A 21,796-nucleotide genomic window follows, 5' to 3' on the forward strand; every position below is an offset into this window, starting at 1 on the left:
TATGTGTGGCATTGTAGGATACATCGGCAATAAAGAAGCCAAAGACGTCATTTTAGACGGATTAAAAAGACTAGAATATCGTGGATATGACTCAGCTGGTATGAGTCTTTTTAATACGCGATATCAAGTCTATGATGTGTATAAAGACCAAGGTAGAGTCGATCGACTTGCTGAATCTGTTCAAAACAGCCCAGCATCGAATATCGGTATTGGACATACCCGCTGGGCAACCCACGGTAAAGTGAACAAAGTGAATGCGCACCCGCATTACTCTCGTTCACGTCGCTTTATCATCGTACACAATGGGGTCATTGAAAACTATCACCAACTCAAAGAACAATACCTTCAAGGTGTAAAATTTGAGAGTGATACAGACACAGAAGTGATCGCCCAATTGATTGAAACCTTCGCTGGTACACTCAATGTTGAGAATGCGATATTGACTACCTTAAGATTACTCAGAGGATCCTATGCACTCCTCATTTTGGATCAACAAAACCCAGAACAATTTTTCGCAGCGAAATACAAATCACCTCTATTGATTGGTAGAGGAAAAGAAGGCGTAACGGTCGCTTCAGACCTCATGGCTTTGATTGGATATAGCGAAGAATACTTGCCATTAGAAGATAAAACATTCGTAGTAGCGAGCCGTGATCGTGTTCAATTGTATGACATCAATCATCAAGCTTTAAACGCGAGATTCTGTCAAATTGACATGAATAATGATGACGTTGAAAAAGGCGAATATGCCCACTTCATGTTAAAGGAAATTCACGAACAACCATCCGTGGTTCGTCGTATCGTCTCTAATTACTTCGATAACGGAAAATCCCGTATTGATGAGAAAATACTCAATGACATTAAAGATTCTGATCGCATCTATATTCTCGCTGCAGGTACTTCGATGCATGCCGGATTAATCGGTAAAAACTTATTTGAAAGACTCGATAACATTCCGGTTGAAGTACATATCGCGAGTGAGTTTGCCTATCAAAAACCACTGCTTTCTAAGAAGCCATTTTTCATCTTGGTTTCGCAGTCTGGTGAGACTGCAGACTTAAGAGCTTGCTTGGTTAATATTAAGGAAATGAACTTTCCGATTTTAACTGTTACCAACGTACCTACCTCAACGCTTGCGAGAGAAGCGAAGTATTTCCTAGAACTGTTCGCAGGTCCAGAAATCGCCGTCGCGAGTACGAAAGCGTATGTTGCACAAGTCGCTGTTTTGGCACTCATTGCTTATGAATTATCCAATAAAGATTTTGATATCAGAGAAGAATTGACTAAGGTCGCTTTATCGATTGAAAACTTCTTATCTTGTCAAAATATGTTAGACGTTACACGCTACTTATTAACCCATAGAAACTGTTTCTTCATTGGTAGAGGACTCGATTACTATACAGGGTTAGAAGCGGCTTTAAAACTCAAAGAAATCTCTTATATACAAACCGAAGGGTTCGCTGCAGGTGAACTAAAACACGGTACCATCGCATTGATTGAAGAAGGCACACCGGTCATCGCGATTATCTCAGATCCGAAGATTTCACACAACACCCGAAGTAACCTCAATGAAGTTATCGCACGTGGTGCGAGAACCATTCGTATTGTTACCAGTGAGGTTGCAGAAGCGGGCGATGAAGTGATTGTGGATGCAGTGCATCCGTTACTCACGCCAATGGTCATGGTCGTACCTACCCAACTCTTGTCTTATTACGCCGCGTTAGAACGTAGTTTTGATATCGATAAACCAAGAAATCTCGCGAAGAGCGTTACAGTTGAGTAGGAGGATTAAGCATGGGTAAATACTTTGGTACGGATGGCATCCGTGGGGTTGCCTTTGAAAAACTAACCGCTGAACTCGCATTTAAAGTAGGATTAGCGATTGGTAAAGTGATTCAACCAAAACAAATCGTCATTGGTACAGATACCAGACAATCGAATAACATGCTCGCCTATTCACTCGCCTCAGGGGCGATGAGTCAAGGCGTCGATGTCTTATTCGCTGGCGTCGTATCTACCCCAATGATTGCGTATTACAGTGAGATGAATCAAATCATCGGTGTGATGATTACCGCTTCTCATAACCCTTATTACGATAACGGGATTAAAATCTTTGATAAAGGCTTTAAAACAGTCGATGAGTTAGAGTTGAAACTCGAACACATCATTGATTTTGGACCATTCGATGTCTTAGAAAAATGGGGTAGTTTAAACCTCACTCAAGACGTAGAAAAGCTCTACATTGAATTCTATGAAAAGCTTGGATTAAAACCAAGTAAGTTATCCATCATATATGACAGTGCCCATGGTGCGAACTATCTAATCGCTAAAAAGCTGTTTGATAAGTATCATCCAAATGCACTACAAATTAACAATCAACCCGATGGTTTGAACATCAATGTCGATTGTGGTTCTACCCACATGGAAATGATATCTGAGATGGTTAAATCCAGAAAAGCTGATATTGGTTTCGCTTTTGATGGTGACGCCGATCGTTGCTTAGTTGTTAATAAAAAAGGTGAGTTGGTCGATGGTGATCAAATGATTTATCTTTTCGCAACCCATTTGAAATCTAAAGGTGAATTACCTAAGAATCATGTCGTACTTACTAAGATGAGTAACCCGGGCATGTTAAAAAAATTGAAAGACAATAGCATATCCTACTCCTTAACAGATGTGGGTGATAAATACGTCTTCAAAGAAATGAACGACCATGGTTATGGGTTAGGTGGCGAAGCTTCTGGACATATTATCTTAAACCACATCATGCATAGTGGGGATGGTTTATTATCTGCTTTATACCTCTTAAAAATCATTGAAGAGAGTGGCCAATCCTTGGAAACACTTTTAGGTGATATCCAATTATATCCACTCAAAATGATTAATATCAAGAATGTTGATAAAGGCGTATTGAAGCGAGATTCTGTGAATGTATTATTAGAAGATGTTAAAAAAGTCTTAAAAGACGATTACTTATTATTGGTTAGACCAAGCGGTACAGAACCGCTCATCCGTGTTACGATGAGTTACCAGGATGAAGCGGTCTTAAACCGTGAAATCAACCGCATTGTTGAACTCATAAAGAAAGAAGGTAGTGTTTGATGAAAAAGTACGCATTGATCCTCGCTGCAGGTAAAGGTACCCGCATGAGAACTGAATTACCTAAATGTGCTTTCCCGATTTTAGGTAAGCCGATGATTGAATACATTGTCGAAAATATCGAGAAAACAGATATCGACGAAATCGTCGCGATTGTTGGTCACAAGAAAGAAGTCATTATGGACATTCTCAAGGATAGAGCACAATACGCTGTCCAAGAACAACAACTCGGTACAGGACACGCAGCACTATCTGCAGCACCGCTTTTAGAAGGCAAAGAAGGCACCACATTTATTCTCCCAGGAGACATGCCCTTAATGGAATACCCGCTCATGGATAAACTTATGAGAGCCCATGAAGAAATGGGTAACGACCTCACGGTAGTTACCATGGTGGTAGATTATCCAAAAGGCTATGGACGCATTGTTAGAGATGAATACGGTACAGTAAAAGGCATCGTTGAAGAAAACGACTGCACTGAATCTGAAAAGCAAATCAAAGAAGTAAACTCCTCTGTATATATCGTTGATAACAAAGCTTTATTTGAAACCTTAAAACAAATCAAAAAGAACGATCGTAAGGGTGAATACTACTTAACCGACATCGTTAGTTTGATGCATCAAAGTTATAAGGTCAATACCTTCATCGTTAGAAACTCCATGGTAACCATGGGTATCAACGATTTGTATGCCATCTCTATCGCAGAAAAGTATTTAAGAGACTCTATCAATAAAGGCCATATGTTATCAGGCGTTTCAATGATCAACCCTGAAACCATCACCATTGGACATAACGTCGTGATTGAAGAAGGTGTATGGATTTATCCAAACACCTCCATCACTGGTAATTCGGTCATTAAAAAAGGTGCAATTATTGGTCCAAATACAGAAATCAAGGATTCCATCATTGATGAAGAGGCTGAAATTAGACATAGCTTAGTCATTGATAGTAAAGTTGGTAAGAAAACCACCGTAGGTCCATTCGCTCATTTAAGAGGTCACGCAAATGTGGGTGATCATAACCGCATTGGTAACTTCGTCGAAGTGAAAAATTCAACGACTGGCGATGATACTAAAGCCGCACATCTAGCTTATATTGGTGACGCAGAAGTTGGCGAACGTGTTAACTTCGGTTGTGGATCCATCACAGTGAATTACGACGGTGTTAAAAAACACAAGACTACTATTGGCAATGATGTCTTTATTGGATGTAACGTCAATATGGTCGCACCAATATCAATCAGCGATAACGTATTCATCGCAGCTGGTTCAACTGTTACAAAAGACATTCCAAAAGGTTCATTGGCGATTGCGAGAAATCAACAAATCAATAAAGAAGATTACTACAAATACTTAATTAAGCCAAAACCAAGTGAAAAATAATAGATAAAAACAAAGAAAAAGCGATATTTTTGAAAAATATTGCTTTTTTTGTTGGAAAAGTGGACAATTAAAGGGAAAAATACGTTTTATTGTTTGATGTAATCGTATTGCATCTTATACGATAAAGTATAAATCAATTAAAAATAGAGAGGGAAGAAACATGAATAAAAAATATGAATTACAAAAAAAAGAGTATTTAGATAACTATGAAGATGTTCTTAGAGAGAATGAAGAGTATTTTAAAGGAAAAGATGAAAATACAGTAAAAGGACTTAAAGAATTATTGAAACAGGCCCTAGATGTAGCATTAGATGTAAGAAAGTTTGAGATTGAAATGTATTGGAAAAGAGCAACATATTTTTGGGTCTTTATCTCAGTGACGTATGCAGCATACTTTTCTATTTTATCAGATGAAAACTTATCAAAAATGCCAATATTAGCTGTAATTGTATCATTCGTTGGTATTGTATTTTCGTTAGCGTGGTATCTCGTAAATAGAGGTAGTAAGTATTGGCAAAATAATTGGGAACACCATGTTGATATGCTTGAGAACATGAATATTGGACCTCTTTATAAATTGACAATTGATAATAACAACAAACCGTTACAGTTATTGAAAGCATTTCCATTATCAGTATCAAGAATCAACATAACAGTTAGCTTATACATTACACTTACATGGTTTTTTCTAGCATATTTTAGTATAAATTTGTATCTTAAAAGATCTCCTGACTTTAGTGAACATACATATTTGATAATTGGATTAGTAACTACACTATTTTTTATAGCATTACTTGTATTCAATATGGAATCAACGAATAAAGTCGATGAATCAAATTTAAAAAGAAGAGACTAGACTTATTATGCATATTAATGTTGTTGAATCATATTAATGAATTTACTATATATAAATGTAAAGGGAGAACTGTAAACTATGGAAAGTTTATCAACGTGTAAAATATATAGAAAAAGATATCTGTGGTCAATTTCAATTTTCATAATATTTATAGGAATTCTTTTTGATACATATCTCAGTGAAGTTTATATTATAACAATTAGTGATATTTCAATGTACTATACAGCCCTAGTTACAGTTGGCGCAATTTCAGCAACTCTAATTACGATTGTGTCTTCATCATTAGATAATCGAGTATTATCATTTAAACTTAAAGAGATTTTGAACTTTACGAATAAATACTTATCTATAAAGACATTTGTTCCGACTAATATAGTACTAATATTTGTCGGTACAATAGCGTATATGTTAAATTTAACTAATGCGTTATTTATGGTGTTTTTTGTCATTTTAATGTTCACAGGAATATTTTCATTTTATATATGGATTTGTGCTACAGATTCTAGTTTTCCAATCGAATTAGCAAAAGAAGAAATTGAGCGATTAAGTAGTCTGAAAGATCAAGAAAATAAAACATTTGATTTGCTAATGAAAGCTTTCAAACACACATATAATACCGATAGCAGCGAGTATGCAATCATCGAAGATTTATTAAGAGATAACTACTCAAAAACAGATCAAACATACAACATTAGCAAAATTAGAGAAATATTTGATTATATTATTTCGAAAGATGGTCCAACGAAGGCATTTTCAATAATTATCTATATTACCTCTAAAAATAATAAAGAATATAAGAATTATGAAATTAAAAAGATAATTTTGGATTTTGCTTTCGAAATGCAAAATGCTACGTACGTAAAAATTGATAATTATGACATTTTCAACTTCTATAGAAACATAACCAGACAGTATGAATTATTTGGTACATATTCGACACTTCTTTTATATAAATCCTTTTCAATGATCTTCGATAATAACAAGCTAGGGTATAAGCCACGCTTGTTATTTGCTGAACAATATATTGGATTATTATGTCGATTTATATCAGCATATAAAGCAGATTTGTTCTCTATTCAACAAAGAGTCTATCTGGAATTATATATTGATTACGTACTTCTTAACTCTAATAACGATAATATGAAAATGACAATCCACAATTATTTTGTTAACGGATTAACAAATATTTCAACATACTTAAAAGAACGTCTCTTTGAAACGCTGCTGTTAATGTATTTTTCTGAATATATGCTAAGTAGAATGATACAATTTAACTCTCAAAATAATCAAAAAGTATTGGATTTGAAAGGAATAAGCATAATTAGACATATTAAAAAACTAGATTATGTTTTTATTCAAACATCAATAAAGCTTTATCAAGAAATCAATAGTTATTTATATCTTGGAAAAGTGTTGAAAAATGGGCCATTTTTAGAGAATCTCAATTATGAATTTATTGAATTTTTACTGATTAACTCATTCGTATTCGACAGTTTTATTAAATGGCCACAAGTAATGGAGAGGATTATTCATGAAACGACTTTAGAGAATACTAAGCAGTTATTTAGATTATTTGATAAGGGAAAAGAAATCTTAGTTGAGGAAGTTAGAGACCACATTAAATTTATTTCAATAGAAGCATTGAAGCAGCGGAATGATTTAGTTCAATTGTCTAAAACGTATTTCAATATAATAAATAAGAAGATTATAAATGCTGAGATCATTGTTGGAAAACTAGATGAGAACAGGATCAGCATAAGGAAACAAGATTTATTGTCAAGTATTGACCTTTTTCTTGATAAGTTACCCCATCAGACACTTGGTGAGAAACTAGATTGCGTTGATAAGTATGTTGAATTTATTGTTGAGAAAGATGATTTAGATAATGATATCTTATTCGTAGATGTAGCTATGGCTAACATTAAATCAGTACTATTTGAGTTATTAAAAGAGAAAGGTAGCAAAATACAATTTAGTTATAACGATGAGTCATATGAGAAACTATTAGATTTGCTTATAGAAAAGGGTTATAACACACATAATTCTACTATTGATTCAGAGATAGAACTTTGGACTAACGAAAAAATCTACAAATTGTGGAAAGAAGAAACAGCTAACCTAAATTACATTGATGTGTTAAATGAATATGGAATCATTTTTTATAATTCCAGTATGTTTAAAATTAGTCTCGAATTACTAGATTTCACATTAAGAGATTTAACAGATACTGAAATATCTAGTTTCTTAGAGGGGTATGAAATTTATCCTAATAAATATAGTTTTGTAGATGCATTGTATGTTCGTTCGGAAGCGGAAAAATATGTTAGTAATAAATATCAAAAAATTGTAATTAGGGTTACAATTTGTGTAGGTTTTGGACCCGATGATTTGTTAATCGTTGAACAGTTGTAATAGAATACATTTTTATGAGTTTTCAAGCATATGATATTTAAGTGTTTTTTATAGAATTCTTTTTAAATCAGGATTATTAATTGTTATAAAACGAAAAAACGGACAATTTGATGTCCGTTTTTTGATTTATACTGAAACAGTTCTTTTTGCATTTAATGTTTTGATGGCGTTAACTTTTCTGTCGTAATCAGCCTTTTTATTCTTGTTTATTCTACCTACAAGCATAAGTGATAAAAGTATTAAAACGATGAGCGCTGATCCCGAAACGATCACTGCAGTTCTTACATTCGTCGAATCATAAATAATAAAACCTAAAACCACCGATACCAAGATACTTATTAAGTACCAAGGTATAGCGCTTGTTTCGTGATAAGGATCTATATCAAGTTTGTCTTCAGTAACGGTTCTAAACTGAATATTATCCTCAACTTTTAGTTTCTCTTTATCATATGACTTCTTTTCATCTTTATCAATTAATATTGATTTTTGCTTAAGAATATAACGGTCAAATGCGTTATCTTTTTCTTTTTCAGTTAGATATGGTGGATACCCTGTTTCCTTACATATAGATGCCTTTTCTTTATACATTTTAAGTGCGAACTCTTCTTTTGACTGATTAAATTTTTCTAGTAATTCCTTCTGTCGGTTGTTGAAATACCCATCGAACATCATATCTTTTAGATTACTAGGGATTTTTGTGTCTTTAATAACACAATAATGTAGACTTAATCCGTATCTATCAATATCTATACCACTCAGAATATTTTTAGATAATTCAGTTAGATACTTTGGAAGTTCATAGTAACTGATGTTTTTAAGCATAATATATTCGGAAATAATTGACTTGGATTCACTTACCAAAAGGGTTGTAAAATAGTTATAAATGTTTTCTAGGGTAATGAAATCAAATCCAAGATCAACTGCATTAATGAATTTGAGTGGTGAGATAATTTTCAATTTCACCTCAATATTCATTTGTAATTCAGTAGGTATACCGATAAATGAATCTATATAGTCAATTAAAACAGAATAACTAATCTTAAAAGATGTTTGATCTTCTAGTGACGTAAACACTAATTGTTTATTTACAGAATCTGTAGCTAAAAGTTTTTTATTTAAGTATGAATTTAATAACTGTTCTGTTAGTAGGTGCTTAGGTAAAACTTTTATGAATTCATAGCTAGATTTGACAGCTAACAATAATTTACTATTGTGTTGATCATTAGTTGGGTCTAATTGTAAAAGTAAATCAGGTTTTTCGAGCACAGAAGCGATGAATCTTTCGTTATTTAACTGAAGTAAATCGTTCAAAGTAAGAGCCATTTAAATGTCCTCCTGATATGAACAATATTGACATTGAGTAGAATTAGAAGATATTTGATTACCACAAACTTCACAAGTCTTTAAGTCAATTTGTTTCTTTTCATCTGGGTTTGTAACATTAACTGGTGGTGTACAGACGTGGACTTCTTTGACAATGTTTGGTTGTCTATCTGGAGCAATCGGCGAATTTTCTTTTATAGAAAAATCGTACTTAGTTTCTGCAAAGTTCTTGGCTTTTAATAACACTCGGTTCAATTCCTTATCTTTTTCATATTCAGTCATGTAAGCATAATTGTATTCTTTATAAATTTTTGCTTTTTCTGTATATAATTTTAAAGAATCCTCTGCTATTCGAATATCATAATTATGTTTAATCAATTGAGTATTGATTTGTGCATATTCTTTTTGTAGTGATTTCTTGACCTCATCATCTACAAGTACACCAGTCACCAAAAACTCAGTTAAAGCTAAACCCATTTCCTCGCACTCAGGTGTCAATAAACCTAACATTTTTTGAGATAACTCTTTTAAGAAACCATAACTATTGAGAATAGATCTTTTTTCATCCGTAATGTAAGCAGCATAATTGGATTGAAGTTCCATGTATATCAGATGCTTGAATACCTCAAACACACTCTTGGCAGTAATATCTATCTGCTTTCCGAAATGTTCAAATAACTTTTGGACATCCAACAACTTGATTGAAAAATAACCTTTGAACTTAACTTGAAATGGTATATTCAAGGTTGGGTCGAAAATCCAAAAATCCATATCACTGGTAACGAACTCATGTTTTAACTCTAAAGAAACATTAATAAAATGGATATCACCGATTTTTGAAATGGGTTCTTTAATGCGAAGAAAGTACAAAAAATTTGACCATTTTGAGACGGTTGTTTGAAGAAGTGTTTCTCTACCTGGGGAAAATGTTAAAGTTTCGTCCTCAAAAATAATATTGACCTTATGATACTCTGGTACAATCAAAATAGCATTTTGTCTTACACGGAAATTAACATATGAAGTGATTAATTTCGTAGACCCCGTCACAGTAATGATCTGATTTTTCATATTTCTCCTATTTTTCTCGCGTAATGCGTTGATTCTATTTGTTTTTTATATAAATTGTATTCTCACCTACATAATATATCAAAGTATGGAATAAATAAAGATAAAAATAATAGAATCAATATATAGATATCAAATGTATTTCGAAATTATTTCAATTTATATAAACGAATCTATTTATCAATGGTTTGCTGTGATTTTAAATTAAACATTTAATTTTATTTGTCATTGATATAATATACAAATTTCTCACATCCGTGCGGTTAAAAAGGGGTTGAATCTATGACCACCTGTACGGACCATTCAAGATTAGTATGAACTTAATGTAATAATTTTGAATCGCTTGAATAAGTAATCAAGAATGACCGCTCTATATAAGTATTATCAAATAAAGCGGTTTTATAGACATCATTTAAAGTAAAACTACACCGCGTGTCTGTACTATTATAAAAGAAAATACAGGGTGGGATGAACAAGCTATGAACGAACATTTTCTCGAACCATTGATTAAACAATACCTCTCTGAAAAGGACATCACACAAGGCACCTATAACCTGTTTAAAATCATTCTCGACCAATATATCTCCTATTTAAAAACACATCAAATAGACTTTCCAACGACAATAGATGTCATCGCGTTCCTAGAATGGAAGAAAAGTGATGGTTGTTCCATTCGATGGACCAACCATCAAATTGGGACCTTAAAAAACTTTTACAGGTATTTATGTTTGAATCTACAGCGCTTAAGTTTACCTGAAGTGTATGCGTTTGATATCATGCAGACAATCCAGAGGGAAATATTAGATCATAATGAATTTAAACCCACCTTATCTACAGAACAAGCCAAACAGCTGTTATTGTATTGTAAGGAACGTAGACATACTCGCTCACAATACCGTGATTACGCCATTGTTTATCTAATGCTCACCACAGGCGTTAGAAGTATTGAGATAAGACGAGCGAAGCGAAAAGATTTAAAGCGGGTTAAACGACAGCTGGTCTTGTATATCCAAGGGAAAGGTAAAACCGCTTCGGATACGTATGTGAAGATTCCTGAAGGGTTAGAACAGGCGATCAACGATTATTTGAGTTTAAGGAAAGACAATAATCCTTTTTTATTCATTGGTCATTCTAGACACCAAACAACGCCTTACTTATCGCGATCTTTCGTGATTAAGATGTTTAAACAACTGATGAAAGACGCTGGGCTTGAAGAAACCCAAGTGACTGCTCATGGGTTAAGACACACGGCTGCGACCATGAATTTACAGAGGGGTGGTTCATTAGAATCGACCAGGCAACTCTTACGTCACGCAACTGTAACAACAACCATGATTTATGCCCATCATGTGGGTCAGATGAAGGATGAACCAGAAAATGAAATCGAACGTTTGATTTTAGACTTTCATGAGATTAAAACGGAGACATGAAGATGATTACACACCCATTAGAGGCGTTATCTGAACAATATTTATCGGAAAAGAAACTGGCCGCTTCGAGTTTAAAATCTTACCGAATCGCTTATAAACACTTCACTCAGTACTTGAAACAACACGACATTACATATCCGAAAACGAGCGATGTTATCAAGTATCGTGACTATAAACGCGAGATTGGATGCTCAACTTACTACATACACATTCACATTAGCGCGTTGAAAGGTTTATATAATTATTTGAGTTTGAATCAAAAACGATTGTCACTACCAGAGGTTTATCAATATGACATCATGATGCCGATTAAAAGCGAACGCATTCAAAAACAGATGGTCAAACCCGTGTTAACACTAGAAGAAGCGCGACAACTCATTCTATTCACCAAAGAACAAAGACGGTTCATTTGGCACTACCGTAATCACGCGATCATCTCTTTGATGTTGACCTCGGGGTTAACCGTTCATCAGGTCGTACATGCGAAAAGGGCGGATTTTGTTGAAATGGATGGGACGGATGTGCTTTACATCGTACGCCGAACTGGCCAAAACAAAACCCGTGTTAAACTCTCTAAAGGTACCATTCTAGTGATTAAAGATTATTTATCCAAGCGGAAAGACGATAATCCACATTTGTTTTGTGCCCACAAAAATAAACCAACCCATCAACCGTTAGAAAGAATGTTTTTCTATACCATGTTTAGAAAGGTATTGAAGGAAACGGGTTTAGAATATACGGAGATTACCCCGCATTGTCTAAGACATACCGCTGCGTTATTCAATTTAGAACGCGGTGGATCAATTGAACAAACCAAGGCGTTACTAGGCCATGTGAATATCCAATCCACTTTAGTTTATCAAGCCTATTTGGATCGGATGAAAAACGATTCGGAATATCAAATTGAGTCGATGCTCCTACATGAAGATGATTGGAAATCAGACGTGTTTCTCATGTACATTTTGTTTGATTAAACCCATCATTATTTAGAAAAATGTTGTTTATTAATCTAGCACTTAAATTCCATAAGTGCTATTTTTCGCGTTAAATGGGGGTTGCGAAAGGTTTTAGAAATCATTTGTTCGAAAAAGGAACAAAAAGTCACTTTTTTACTTGTTATTTCATAAGGTTATGGTGTAGAATATGATTATTCAATAATCGAACAATGGATGGTGACCCGATGAACGATAATACCTTCTTCAAACCGACAATGCTTTTAAAAGAATATATGATCCTCGACATGATCGAAAAAAACCCTAAGATTACTCAACGGGAAATGAGTAAATTGATTGGGATTGCGGTCAGTATGGTGAATGACTATTTGGAAGAGTTTGAGAAAAAAGGCCTCATTAAAAAGAAGAAATACTCAACCAAAACCGTTGAGTATTTAATCACGAAAAAGGGAAATGAAAAGAGGAAAGTCTTAAACATCGGTTATTTAAACTCCACTAAAGACTTATACTTCCAAGCCAAAGAGTCTTTTGAAAAGTTTTTGTCTCAAGTGAAAGACAAAGGATTCACCAATATCTTATTATACGGAGCTGGTGAAGTCGCAGAGATGTTGATTCATACCATTATGACCAGTAAAACCAATCAAGTCAATGTCTTAGCGGTCATTGATGACGATCCTAATAAGATTGGATCGAAGATTGGTAGTTATGTCATCATACCTAAAGAAAGTATTAGAGACTTTGAACATGATGGTATCTTGGTTTCAACATACAATCGTAAAGATGAGATTAAAGCTAAGTTATTAAAAATCGATTATCCGATTGAAAATATTATAGAGTTTTTTGAATAGGGAGAATTATTTTATGAAAATTACAATAATAGGTACAGGTTATGTTGGTTTATCCAACGCTGTATTATTAAGTCAACACCATGAAGTGGTAGCCTTAGATATTATTAAAGAAAAAGTAGACATGGTGAATAATCGACAATCACCAATTGTCGATCAAGAGTTAGAAGATTACTTAAAAAACAAATCATTAAACCTTCTCGCAACCCTAGACAAACAATTAGCGTATAAAGACACATCTTTTGTTGTTATCGCTACACCAACCAATTACGACCCAACTCAAAACTATTTTGATACATCCTCAGTCGATAAAGTCATCGATGACGTTTCAAAATTTGCACCTAAGGCTTCAATCATCGTAAAATCTACGATACCAGTTGGATACACTGAAGAACAAAAAAAGAAACATCCAGCATTAAAAATCATCTTCTCGCCAGAATTCTTAAGAGAAGGCAAAGCTTTATATGATAACTTATATCCATCAAGAATCGTCGTAGGTGAACATTCTAAAGAAGCAGAAACATTCGCACATTTGTTATTAGAAGGCGCGATTAAGAAGGATGTCCCGATTCTTTATACGGGATCAACTGAAGCAGAAGCGATTAAACTATTTTCTAACACATATTTAGCGTTACGTGTTGCGTTCTTTAATGAATTGGACACCTACGCTGAGATTAGAGGATTAGACACTAAAGAAATCATTGAAGGCGTTGGTTTAGATCCAAGAATCGGATCTCATTATAATAACCCATCATTCGGATATGGTGGCTATTGCTTACCAAAAGATACCAAACAGCTATTAGCAAACTATAAGGATGTTCCACAGAACATTATGACAGCGATAGTTGACGCAAATAGAACTCGAAAAGATCATATCGCTGATATGGTTATCGGTAGAAAACCAAAAGTGGTTGGTATTTACAGACTGGTTATGAAATCTAATTCAGATAACTTTAGACAGTCTTCAATTCAAGGTATTATGAAGAGGATTAAAGCTAAAGGTATTGAAGTAATTGTATACGAACCTGTTTTACAAGAAAATGATTTCTTTGGTTCTAAAGTGGTACGTGATTTCGATGAGTTCATTAAAGAATCAGATGTTATTGTTTCAAATAGGTTTTATAAAGAATTAGAAATTGTGAAAGAAAAAGTCTATACACGAGACTTATTTAATAGGGACTAGAGGAAATTATTAATATGAAGAACATACTTTTTTCACCACCAGATATTACACAAGAAGAAATTGATGAAGTAACATCAGCACTTAAATCGGGTTGGATTACAACAGGACCAAGAACCAAAGAACTTGAAAGAAGAATAGCAGAATATGTGGGTGTAAATAAAGCAGTTTGTCTTAATTCTGCAACAGCTGCTATGGAATTGTCACTACTATTATTAGGTGTTGGTCCAGGAGATGAAGTAATCACTTCTGCTTATACATATTCAGCTTCAGCAGCAGTTATAGATCATGTTGGAGCAAAAATAGTCTTAGTTGATACCGCCAAAGACTCATATGAGATGGACTATGATAAACTTGAAGTAGCGATAAGCGATAAAACAAAAGTAATAATCCCAGTAGACATTGCGGGTGTAATGTGTGATTATGATAAATTATATGAAATAGTTGAACGTAAAAAGAATTTATTTATTCCTAATAATGTTAGGCAAGAATCTTTAGGTAGAATAACTATTTTATCTGATGCTGCACATTCATTTGGGGCATATAGAAATAATGTTAAAGCTGGTCTAGTGGCAGACATCACCTGTTATTCATTTCATGCTGTGAAAAACTTGACTACAGCAGAGGGTGGCGCAATCGTTTGGACAAAAACATTTGGGATGACCGATGATGAAATGTATAAAGAGTATATGCTACTAAGTTTACATGGTCAATCAAAAGATGCGCTTTCAAAAATGAAAAAAGGGTCATGGGAGTATGATATTGTATATACTGGATACAAGTGTAATCTAACTGACATTTTAGCTTCTTTAGGTTTAGTGCAACTTAGGCGATATGATCAATTGTTAGAAAGAAGATTTGAAATTATAAAACTATACAGCGAGACACTAAATTCGAATTATGTTAATATACTTCAACATGAAGATAAAAATACAAGAAGCTCGGGACATTTAATGTTAGTAAGATTCAAAGGTTTTAATGAAATGAAACGAAATCAGTTGATAATGTATCTTGCAGAACAAGGTATTGCAACGAATGTTCACTATAAACCACTTCCAATGTTCACTGCATATAAGAATCTTGGTTTTGATATCATCAACTTCCCTAATGCTTTCAAACAGTATGAAAACGAGATATCTTTACCATTGCATACACTATTATCAGATGACGATGTGATATATGTATCAGAAAAGATTAACGAATATATCAAGGGTTTAATTGAGGGATAATATGTATAATACAATAATTAAGCGTATCATGGATTTACTCTTTGCAATCATCTTAGTACCATTTTTCATCCTACTAACAATATTTTTAGGAACTATAATATATCTTGATGATAGAGGACCGATTTTTTATAAAGCTAATCGGTTGGGTTTGAAAACTAGAACATTTAAAATGTATAAGTTTAGAACAATGAAAGTAAACTCTCCCGACCTACGCAATTCAGATGGTTCGACATATAATTCAGACAATGACCCTCGTTTAACAAGATTTGGGAAAGTGTTGCGAAAAACAAGTCTCGACGAATTACCACAATTGTTAAATATTTTAAAGGGTGATATGAGTTTTATCGGACCGAGACCAGATTTATCAAGCCAAATTGAATATTATATACTCGAGAGTGAAACCAAGTTTAACGTAAAACCTGGAATTACAGGATATGCTCAAGTTAATGGCAGAAACGATTTATCATGGGATGAAAAGAATAAATTAGATCGCTATTATGTTCAAAACATATCTTTGTTTCTTGATATTGTGATTTTTTTTAAAACGATAATTAAAGTATTGAAACGCGAAGGAGTAAATAAAAATGGATAAGCTAGTATTGAAAAAGGATGAGTTTAATAGCAATATTTTTGAATTAAATTTTGGTTATGTTGATTATTATGACCCATCATTACAAACTAATGAAATATTGGATATACTGAATAAAAGTGCATATGATATAACAGGAATTAAAATAAATTCAACAGACTTAAATGCAATGTACAATTTTCAAAAAGCGGGATTTTATGTTGTCGATTGCTTGGTTACGTATGAGTACGACAAGAATAATGCCAAACCTATAAGCGATGAGTATTCAGTCAGTTTTAAAGAGAACGTAACTCAACACGAAATTGTTGAACTAGCATCAATAGCACGAAGTGTATTTAAGATTGATAGATTTCATTCTGATCCTAATTTGAAAACTGAGTTGGCGGATAAGTATTATTACCAATGGGTCATAAACTCATTCAATGGATTTTCTGATGGTGCTATCGTTCCAGTAATTGATGGAAAACCAGTAGCATTTACTACTTACAAGATAAATAATGTTAGCGAAAGTACATCAACAATGGTTCTTAGTGCAGTCAACCCTAATTATATGGGTAAAGGAATTTATCATAATATGATACAAAAAGGAACACAATACTTACTGCAATTCTCAAGTAAAATAAGAGTCGGCACTCAAGTAGATAATATTGCTGTTCAAAGAACGTGGCAAAAAATAGGATACAAAATGATAGATGTAAAATACATATTGCACTATTACAAAAAGGAATAGAAGGGTAAACATGTGAAATATCTTTTCATTGCGAATAGCACTAAACCTAGTAAAGAAGAGTATTTTAGTCGAGAAAAGTATGCAATTAATAGTTTTTCTAAATCAAGTATAGAGGCCGCACTGAAACTTGGATATGAAGTTTACATGGGAATTAATAGAAAATATGCAAGTGAAATTGTTTGTGATTATCCCGTGAAATTCTACAATGCGGGTATCTATAGAAGTATTTTTAACATTGCAGACATAATGAAAGCTTTTTTTAGATTAAATAGATTTCTTAAAAGAACTAAAATAGATGTACTCCATTGCAATACACCCATAGGCGGAGTGTTAGGAAGATTATGCGGCAGACTTCATAAAGTTAATAAAATTATTTATACAGTACATGGGTTTCATTTTTATGAAAATGCATCTAGTGTATCTTCGAAAATTTTCAAGTTTATAGAAAAAAGACTAGCGAAATATACTGATGTTCTAATCACAATAAATTCTGAGGATTATAATTTTTCGAAAGAAGACTTGAGTTTTAGAAGATGTCATGTTTACAAGATTAACGGAGTCGGTATTGGCAATTTTGATTCATCTAAAACCATATCCAGAAGTGACATTCGACTAAAAAATTCAATCAACAAAGATGCATTAGTCATAATCTCCGTAGGCGATCTTGTCATGAATAAGAATCATGAAACAATCATTAAGGCTATGAGCCAACTGGATAATAAAAATTCAGTATTGTTGATTTGTGGCAAAGGTAATTATATCAATAAATTACGAAAGGTTTCAGCAAAATATAACTGTATTGATAGAGTGATGTTTTTAGGATTTAGAAATGACATCAAAGAGTTGTTAGTGGCTTCGGATATTTTCATTTTAGCATCATTTAGAGAAGGACTTCCAAGATCAATAATGGAGGCTATGTATAGCAAAACATTATGTGTTGTATCTGATATTAGAGGAAATCGGGATTTAATCACCCATAAAATTTTAAGATTTTCGCCGGAAAACTCTAAGGAACTTGCAGAGATAATCAATAAAATCGATCATAAAGATTATCACACACAATCAATAATAGAACATAATTATAGATTTGTGCAAAACTACAGTTTCGATGTTGTCGTTGATCAACTAATTAGCATTTTTAATAATGAAATAGGGAGGGTGCAAAATGAAAGTACTTCATTTACTAAGCAGTAATACTTTCTCCGGCGCTGAGAATGTAGTTTTTCAGATAATTATGAGTACTCAATCAATAGATTCATTGTACTGTTCAGTCACTGGACCGATTAAAAATGACCTTTTAACAAATAAAATAAACCATATATTAATTGAAAAACTTACTTTAAATAATGTTTCTAAAATCATAAAAGATGTAAAACCAGATTTGGTACATGCACATGATGTTAGAGCAACTGCAATTGCCGTACTTGCCTCTAAAAAAGCGCCAGTTATTTCTCACATGCACGTAAATGATGAATCAATGCGTATTGTTTCAAGAAAGTCTCTTATATTTTTGCTGATTTCATTTAAACTAAAGCATGTTTTTTGGGTTTCTGAATCATCCTTTAAAAAGTATTTTTTTCGTAATGTGGTAAAAAGAAAAAGTTCTGTTTTAATTAATGTAATGGATAAGCAGTGGATTATTGACAAGAAAAATAGTGACCTAGACAATTATCAGTTTGATCTTTGTTTCGTAGGTAGATTGGTTTACCAAAAAGATCCCTTGAAATTTATAGATATAATTAAACTAGTTACAGATAGAATACCAACATTACAAGTTGGAATTGTCGGTGATGGAGAACTAAGAAAAGAAATTGAAGACAAGATCTTAGAGTTGTCTTTGAAGTCAAATGTCAAACTATTTGGATACAATCCTAACCCTTTGAAAATTATTAGTGAGTCAAAAATATTAGTAATGACTTCTAGATTTGAAGGTACACCAATGGTAGCTTTGGAAGCACTAGCACTCGGTACACCTATAATAGCAACTCCAACAGATGGTTTAATGAATTTAGTTGAAGAAGGGTTTAACGGTTATTTACAGTCAGACAATCGGGATATTTCCGACAAGATAATAAAAATTTTAACTAATAATAGTTTATATAATGAGCTTTCCCAAAACTCAATATCCAAGTTTGATCAGATTAACAACGTTCAAAATTATGCTAATTTAATTGTGAAAGAATACTTAGAGGCAATTAAATGACTAAAATCTTATTTATTATACCAAAATTGAATGGTGGCGGGGCAGAAAAAGTAGTGTCAAACTTATCTCATGATTTGTCTATGCATTATGATGTTCATATTGCAGTTTTTGATAATTCAGATCAAACATATGATTGCACTGGAACTATACATGATTTAAAAATCCCAGCGCAAAAAAAGTATTTTAACAAAATCCTGAACATATATAAAAGATATAAAAAAATTAAGACAATTAAGAAAAATCATGATTTTGTAGCATCAATTAGTTTTTTGGATGGCCCCCACTTAATAAATGCAATGACTAGAAGGAGAGAAAAAATAATAGTTTCAATACGTAACAACATTTCTATGGAAAATAAATCTTTTCTTAGGCTATTAATATTAAAATATATCTTCAAAGTTGCTAATAAAATTGTTGCCATTTCGAGTGATGTAAAAAACGACATCATCAACTTGAAACTGTCAAAATCAGATAAAATTGATGTAATCTATAATTCTGTAAACTCAAATCTAATAAGAAAACTTGCTGACACTGAAATCAACTTTAATTTTGAACCTAATGCACATTATTTAATCAATGTGGGTAGGTTAACTTTTCAAAAGGGACAATGGAATCTCATACAGGTTTTTAGTGAATTAATTAAAATAAAATCCAATGTTTATTTGTTAATTGCGGGTACAGGAGAGTTAAAAGAGAAACTAGTAAATTATTGTGAGTATCTTGGTATTCAAGATAAAGTGATTTTCTTAGGCTATGTATCAAACCCCTATCCGTTCATTAGAAAATCAGATATCTTTACATTCTCATCAAATTTTGAAGGTTTAGGTAACTCAATATTAGAGTCATTAGCCCTTTCTACGACTGTTATATCAACAGATTGCAAATCTGGACCAAGAGAAATCCTTGATCCAGGCAATAATGAGATTCTACTTGATTATAAAATTGCAAAATACGGTATATTAACACCAATCATGGAAAGTAGTTTTGATTTTTTAAATCAAGAACTATCAAAGTCACAAAAAATCTATCTAGAGGCTATTCTTAAAGTACTAAGTGAAAAAGAAATACAAGATTATTACAAGAAAAATTCAGAAATTCGTATTAGTGACTTTTCACCAGAAAAAATAGCAAACGAATGGATCAAAATAATTAATAAGTGAGGTGATGGAATTGTCAATTATTAGTCAAGTTATACTTCTTATATTTATGCATTCCATGTATTCAATAATTGTTGTTACTAGAGAAATTTTTCGAATAGTCAAAAATAGAGATATTGCTTTAATTTCCTATGTAAATTTAATGTTTGGATTCGTTTACGGAATTGTACCTATGTTAATTCACATTGGTTTTATTAATGGCACCTACATAAATCAATTTATCTCATATAATACGAATGGAATGAAGTATTTTTTCATATTTTATATATTTTCGGTTTTATCATATATTGCACTTCAGATAGGATATCAAATAAAGTTTAGAAATAAAACGAAGGTTAAAATTATAGACAACCGTATTATTGCACTTTCTGCACATGCGTTACTCGTTGTATCAATTTTATCGTTATACTTTTGGACATTAGCTTATGACTCTATTTTTGATATAATTCGATACGCAGACTTTATTCGTGCCGGTTATACGCCTGTGAATAATTCTTTTGCTTTTTTAAAATATTTTGTCAGCCTTTTTATGTTTTCTTCGTATTTGTATTTTATTTTGATATATTCAAAAAAAGTAGCAAAAACTCCAGTTTTTTATATTATCCTATTTTTGTTATCTTTTGCAGGCTCAATATTTTATATCTTAGCCAATGATGGAAGGATGTTAGCAGTTATATATTTAGCAGTTTTTGTATTAATTAAATTTAAAATTGATATATCTAATAAGGTGAAAAGGTATGATGAAATATTAAGAAATTATTTTCTGATTGGAATTATATCTTTAATTGGAGTGTCCCTTATAGAGCCAGTGCTATATTATGCAAAATATCAAGTATGGAGATTTGATCAAACCATCAATCCAATAGTAATAATACGTGATGAGTTTAACTTTTTATTGATAAGTCTTCAGACGTCACTTAGAGTTAGAGAATACGGTATTGTTCAACCAAGATTTTTTGAAGACTTGTTGAGTGGAATCCTTGCATGGGTACCGTCGAGATTTACGACGAATATGTTTACTACAACATTCGAAATAAATACAAGATTAATCACTGGAGTAAGTGGACAAGTGCCAACTGATATAGTTTCGATGAGTCTTTATAGCTTAGGCTATATAGGTCCAATTGTTTATCCATTTCTTTTTGGAATGTTAATAAAGCTTATCGAATCTTCTTTTTATAATACAAGAAAATCAAGTTATTACAATATGCTATATATTTTAATTGGGTTCTACATGTTAAAATTTGTAAGTCACTCAGATTTCAACAACATACTTCTAAATATCTTTTTTTTCATAATAGGTCATTTGGTTGTAAAAATTCTTAGTAGGGTAAGGCTGTGAT

The 21,796-nt window shown here is 32.7% G+C and carries 18 protein-coding genes; 16 read left to right on the forward strand and 2 right to left on the reverse strand.

The features are described from left to right. The first annotated feature begins 1 nt into the window (after position 1). The 5 genes from glmS to N7548_RS01400 all read left to right on the forward strand — a co-directional run bounded on the left by glmS (position 2) and on the right by N7548_RS01400 (position 7,749). Entirely contained in the window at positions 2 to 1,783 is a 1,782-nt protein-coding gene (glmS, locus tag N7548_RS01380) for a glutamine--fructose-6-phosphate transaminase (isomerizing) (RefSeq protein WP_263607602.1), read from the forward strand. A gap of 11 nt (positions 1,784 to 1,794) precedes the next feature. Beyond that, positions 1,795 to 3,102, forward strand: a complete 1,308-nt coding sequence (locus tag N7548_RS01385; protein ID WP_263607603.1) for a phosphohexomutase domain-containing protein — start codon at positions 1,795 to 1,797, stop codon at positions 3,100 to 3,102. Next, on the forward strand, positions 3,102 to 4,481 hold the full coding sequence (glmU, locus tag N7548_RS01390; protein ID WP_263607604.1) for a bifunctional UDP-N-acetylglucosamine diphosphorylase/glucosamine-1-phosphate N-acetyltransferase GlmU: 1,380 nt from the start codon (positions 3,102 to 3,104) through the stop codon (positions 4,479 to 4,481). Before N7548_RS01385 ends, glmU begins: the two co-directional genes overlap by 1 nt. A gap of 160 nt (positions 4,482 to 4,641) precedes the next feature. Further along, positions 4,642 to 5,337 (forward strand): RipA family octameric membrane protein, encoded by a 696-nt coding sequence (locus tag N7548_RS01395; protein WP_263607605.1) that lies wholly within the window; start codon positions 4,642 to 4,644, stop codon positions 5,335 to 5,337. A 78-nt stretch (positions 5,338 to 5,415) separates the two neighbouring features. Continuing rightward, positions 5,416 to 7,749 (forward strand): hypothetical protein, encoded by a 2,334-nt coding sequence (locus N7548_RS01400; protein WP_263607606.1) that lies wholly within the window; start codon positions 5,416 to 5,418, stop codon positions 7,747 to 7,749. A 126-nt stretch (positions 7,750 to 7,875) separates the two neighbouring features. Here the strand turns inward: N7548_RS01400 and N7548_RS01405 are convergent, their stop codons facing one another. Beyond that, on the reverse strand, positions 7,876 to 9,072 hold the full coding sequence (locus N7548_RS01405; protein ID WP_263607607.1) for an SPFH domain-containing protein: 1,197 nt from the start codon (positions 9,070 to 9,072) through the stop codon (positions 7,876 to 7,878). After that, the gene (locus N7548_RS01410) at positions 9,073 to 10,140 is read right to left on the reverse strand and encodes an SPFH domain-containing protein (RefSeq protein WP_263607608.1); all 1,068 of its coding nucleotides are present in this window, start codon (positions 10,138 to 10,140) and stop codon (positions 9,073 to 9,075) included. Positions 10,141 to 10,616: 476 nt separating this feature from the next. Here N7548_RS01410 and N7548_RS01415 point away from each other — a divergent pair, with 476 nt between their 5' ends. From N7548_RS01415 to N7548_RS01465, 11 genes are all read left to right on the forward strand, one after another. Beyond that, a complete protein-coding gene (locus N7548_RS01415) occupies positions 10,617 to 11,567 on the forward strand; it encodes a tyrosine-type recombinase/integrase (RefSeq protein WP_263607609.1) in 951 nt (316 codons plus the stop codon). A gap of 2 nt (positions 11,568 to 11,569) precedes the next feature. Continuing rightward, positions 11,570 to 12,541 (forward strand): tyrosine-type recombinase/integrase, encoded by a 972-nt coding sequence (locus N7548_RS01420; protein ID WP_263607610.1) that lies wholly within the window; start codon positions 11,570 to 11,572, stop codon positions 12,539 to 12,541. A 206-nt stretch (positions 12,542 to 12,747) separates the two neighbouring features. Further along, positions 12,748 to 13,368 (forward strand): winged helix-turn-helix transcriptional regulator, encoded by a 621-nt coding sequence (locus N7548_RS01425; RefSeq protein ID WP_263607611.1) that lies wholly within the window; start codon positions 12,748 to 12,750, stop codon positions 13,366 to 13,368. 13 nt (positions 13,369 to 13,381) lie between these two features. Next, complete coding sequence (locus tag N7548_RS01430; protein WP_263607612.1) at positions 13,382 to 14,548, forward strand: nucleotide sugar dehydrogenase; 1,167 nt, start codon at positions 13,382 to 13,384, stop codon at positions 14,546 to 14,548. A 14-nt stretch (positions 14,549 to 14,562) separates the two neighbouring features. After that, positions 14,563 to 15,774 carry a DegT/DnrJ/EryC1/StrS family aminotransferase gene (locus N7548_RS01435; protein ID WP_263607613.1) on the forward strand — a complete coding sequence of 404 codons (1,212 nt, stop codon included), beginning with the start codon at positions 14,563 to 14,565 and terminating at the stop codon, positions 15,772 to 15,774. 1 nt (position 15,775) lies between these two features. After that, positions 15,776 to 16,366 carry a sugar transferase gene (locus N7548_RS01440; RefSeq protein ID WP_263607614.1) on the forward strand — a complete coding sequence of 197 codons (591 nt, stop codon included), beginning with the start codon at positions 15,776 to 15,778 and terminating at the stop codon, positions 16,364 to 16,366. Next, positions 16,359 to 17,093 carry a GNAT family N-acetyltransferase gene (locus tag N7548_RS01445; RefSeq protein WP_263607615.1) on the forward strand — a complete coding sequence of 245 codons (735 nt, stop codon included), beginning with the start codon at positions 16,359 to 16,361 and terminating at the stop codon, positions 17,091 to 17,093. Before N7548_RS01440 ends, N7548_RS01445 begins: the two co-directional genes overlap by 8 nt. Before the next feature lie 12 nt (positions 17,094 to 17,105). Then, a complete protein-coding gene (locus tag N7548_RS08915; RefSeq protein WP_263607616.1) occupies positions 17,106 to 18,287 on the forward strand; it encodes a glycosyltransferase in 1,182 nt (393 codons plus the stop codon). Next, positions 18,259 to 19,296, forward strand: coding sequence for a glycosyltransferase (locus N7548_RS01455; protein WP_263607618.1), 1,038 nt, complete (start codon positions 18,259 to 18,261; stop codon positions 19,294 to 19,296). The genes N7548_RS08915 and N7548_RS01455 overlap by 29 nt, the downstream gene beginning before the upstream one ends. Next, a complete protein-coding gene (locus N7548_RS01460) occupies positions 19,293 to 20,456 on the forward strand; it encodes a glycosyltransferase (RefSeq protein WP_263607619.1) in 1,164 nt (387 codons plus the stop codon). Before N7548_RS01455 ends, N7548_RS01460 begins: the two co-directional genes overlap by 4 nt. Before the next feature lie 4 nt (positions 20,457 to 20,460). Beyond that, positions 20,461 to 21,795 (forward strand): O-antigen polymerase, encoded by a 1,335-nt coding sequence (locus N7548_RS01465; protein WP_263607620.1) that lies wholly within the window; start codon positions 20,461 to 20,463, stop codon positions 21,793 to 21,795. Position 21,796 lies beyond the last annotated feature (1 nt).

The organism is Paracholeplasma manati (assembly GCF_025742995.1).
Lineage (GTDB): Bacteria > Bacillota_I > Bacilli_A > Acholeplasmatales > UBA5453 > Paracholeplasma > Paracholeplasma manati.

Bases quoted from the DNA above. Each gene is read 5' to 3' on its own strand.
- glmS (WP_263607602.1), top strand. From the start codon at position 2: ATGTGTGGCATTGTAGGATACATCGGCAATAAAGAAGCCAAAGACGTC.
- N7548_RS01385 (WP_263607603.1), top strand. From the start codon at position 1,795: ATGGGTAAATACTTTGGTACGGATGGCATCCGTGGGGTTGCCTTTGAA.
- glmU (WP_263607604.1), top strand. From the start codon at position 3,102: ATGAAAAAGTACGCATTGATCCTCGCTGCAGGTAAAGGTACCCGCATG.
- N7548_RS01395 (WP_263607605.1), top strand. From the start codon at position 4,642: ATGAATAAAAAATATGAATTACAAAAAAAAGAGTATTTAGATAACTAT.
- N7548_RS01400 (WP_263607606.1), top strand. From the start codon at position 5,416: ATGGAAAGTTTATCAACGTGTAAAATATATAGAAAAAGATATCTGTGG.
- N7548_RS01405 (WP_263607607.1), bottom strand. From the start codon at position 9,072: ATGGCTCTTACTTTGAACGATTTACTTCAGTTAAATAACGAAAGATTC.
- N7548_RS01410 (WP_263607608.1), bottom strand. From the start codon at position 10,140: ATGAAAAATCAGATCATTACTGTGACGGGGTCTACGAAATTAATCACT.
- N7548_RS01415 (WP_263607609.1), top strand. From the start codon at position 10,617: ATGAACGAACATTTTCTCGAACCATTGATTAAACAATACCTCTCTGAA.
- N7548_RS01420 (WP_263607610.1), top strand. From the start codon at position 11,570: ATGATTACACACCCATTAGAGGCGTTATCTGAACAATATTTATCGGAA.
- N7548_RS01425 (WP_263607611.1), top strand. From the start codon at position 12,748: ATGAACGATAATACCTTCTTCAAACCGACAATGCTTTTAAAAGAATAT.
- N7548_RS01430 (WP_263607612.1), top strand. From the start codon at position 13,382: ATGAAAATTACAATAATAGGTACAGGTTATGTTGGTTTATCCAACGCT.
- N7548_RS01435 (WP_263607613.1), top strand. From the start codon at position 14,563: ATGAAGAACATACTTTTTTCACCACCAGATATTACACAAGAAGAAATT.
- N7548_RS01440 (WP_263607614.1), top strand. From the start codon at position 15,776: ATGTATAATACAATAATTAAGCGTATCATGGATTTACTCTTTGCAATC.
- N7548_RS01445 (WP_263607615.1), top strand. From the start codon at position 16,359: ATGGATAAGCTAGTATTGAAAAAGGATGAGTTTAATAGCAATATTTTT.
- N7548_RS01455 (WP_263607618.1), top strand. From the start codon at position 18,259: ATGAAAGTACTTCATTTACTAAGCAGTAATACTTTCTCCGGCGCTGAG.
- N7548_RS01460 (WP_263607619.1), top strand. From the start codon at position 19,293: ATGACTAAAATCTTATTTATTATACCAAAATTGAATGGTGGCGGGGCA.
- N7548_RS01465 (WP_263607620.1), top strand. From the start codon at position 20,461: ATGGAATTGTCAATTATTAGTCAAGTTATACTTCTTATATTTATGCAT.